Genomic DNA, 1,826 nt, shown 5'->3' on the forward strand with positions numbered 1-1,826 from the left:
GAGCGTGGCGCGGCTGCCGCGCTTCCGCACCGCCGGGTCGCCGGTCTCCGGCATCTCGGGGGCGCGCGGCGCCGGTGCGCCGCAGAGCCTGCTGCGCCAACGTGCGGCACCGCCGCGCCGCTACGGCGTCCCGACCCGGATCCTGACCCGCACCCGCACGCAGGGCTTCGTCACCGACCTGCGCCTGAGCCCCGTCATCCAGCCCACCGTATCCGGCGTGCCCCTGCCGCTCTCGGTGCCGCTGCCGACGGCGATCCCCCTGCTCGGGCTGAGCAGCCCCGGCCGGCTGCTCCTCGGCGCGACGGCCTTCCGCCGGCCCGACGAGGCCGATCCGGCCTATGCGCCCCTCGGGATCAAGCTCGGTACCATGACCTTCCTGCCGGCCTTCACGCAGGGCATCGGCTACGACACCAACCCCGAACAGACGACCGCAAACGCCGCCAAGGGCTCGCTGGCCCTGCGCAGCGACGCCGAGCTCGGCTTCCGCAGCGACTGGTCGTCGAGCGAGCTCTCGGGCGAGTTGCGCGGCGGGTACAGCGCGTTTCCCGACAACGACGCGGCGAGCCGCCCGAATGCCTCCGGCATCACGCGGATGCGCGTCGACGTGAGCCGCGACACCCGCATCGACCTGGAAACCCGCTTCCTCGTCGACACCCAGCGCACCGGCAGCCCGGATGTCGGCGCAGCGGCGACCAGCCGCCCGCTCTTCGCCACCTACGGCGCCTCCGCCGGCATCACCGAATCCTTCAACCGCCTGCAGGTGACGCTGCGCGGCTCGATCGATCGCCAGGTCTTCGACGACGCCCAGCTCCAGAACGGCGGCACGCTGATCCAGAGCGACCGCAACGCCAACCAGTACGGCGTGCGCCTGCGCGCGGGCTACGAGATCTCGCCGGTGATCACGCCCTTCGTCGAAGTGCTGCTCGACACGCGCATCTACGACACGCCGGTCGACCAGTCCGGCTTCCGCCGGGATTCGGACGGGGCCGGCTTCAGCGCCGGCGCCGCGATCGCCCTCACGCGCTTCGTGTCGGCCGAGGTCTCCGCCGGCCTGCAGCGTCGCGACTATGTCGACCGCGCGCTGCGCTCGATCACGGCGCCGATCCTCAACGCGGCCCTGGTCTGGCAGGCCAGCCCGCTGACCACCGTGCGCTTCAGCCAGCAGACCGGCGTGATCGAGACTTCGGTCCCGGGCTCCAGCGGCGTGTTCACCGATGCCGCGACGCTGGAGGTCCAGCACGACCTTCTGCGCAACCTGTCGATCACCGTGGGCGGCGCGTATCTCAGCAGCAACTACCAGGGCGTCAGCATCAGGGAGCGCGGCTTCTCGGCGCTCGCCCGGGCCGATTACCGCTTCAACCGCTGGCTGACGCTGCGCGGCAGCTACGTCTACCAGCAGATCACCAGCAGCGCGGCCGGTTCGAGCTTCAACGACAACATCTTCCTGCTCGGGATGCGCATCAACCCGTGAGCGTGCCCTCGCTCACGGGCGAGGGCCGTCGTCGTCAGCGCGCCAGCGTGAGCGCCGCGCCGGACTTCGAGAGCGCGCCGTCCAGCGAGCCCGAGGCCTGCTTCAGCCGCGCGGTGACGGTGCCGCCGGACTGGTAGAGATAGACTTCGCCGTCGCGAAAATCCCAGGCCGAGACCTTGGCGAGATCCTTGTTGGCGCAGCCCGAGGTGGGTGGCCCGGTAGAGGTCGAGGGCCGGCGTGCTCGACAGCGAGACCCGGCAGCTGCCGTTCGCGTCCGTGGCGTTCCAGCCGCCGACGACGGAGGAGCGGCCGGTGGCCACCACCTGGGGCTGCGCCAACAAGGATCTCGCCAAGG

Annotated in this window: 1 protein-coding gene and 1 pseudogene; one reads left to right on the forward strand and one right to left on the reverse strand. The window is 71.5% G+C overall.

Annotation, left to right across the window (positions count from 1 at the left end; genetic code table 11):
• On the forward strand, window positions 1-1,471 hold a 1,471-nt coding region (locus FV217_RS22190; protein WP_147821787.1), incomplete at its 5' end, for an outer membrane beta-barrel protein.
• A gap of 34 nt (window positions 1,472-1,505) precedes the next feature.
• On the opposite strand, the pseudogene FV217_RS22195 reads toward FV217_RS22190, so the two are convergent.
• Window positions 1,506-1,826 (reverse strand): annotated as a pseudogene (locus FV217_RS22195) (AprI/Inh family metalloprotease inhibitor); the annotation flags it as partial.

This window comes from Methylobacterium sp. WL9 (genome assembly GCF_008040035.1).
Classification (GTDB): Bacteria; Pseudomonadota; Alphaproteobacteria; order Rhizobiales; family Beijerinckiaceae; genus Methylobacterium; species Methylobacterium thuringiense.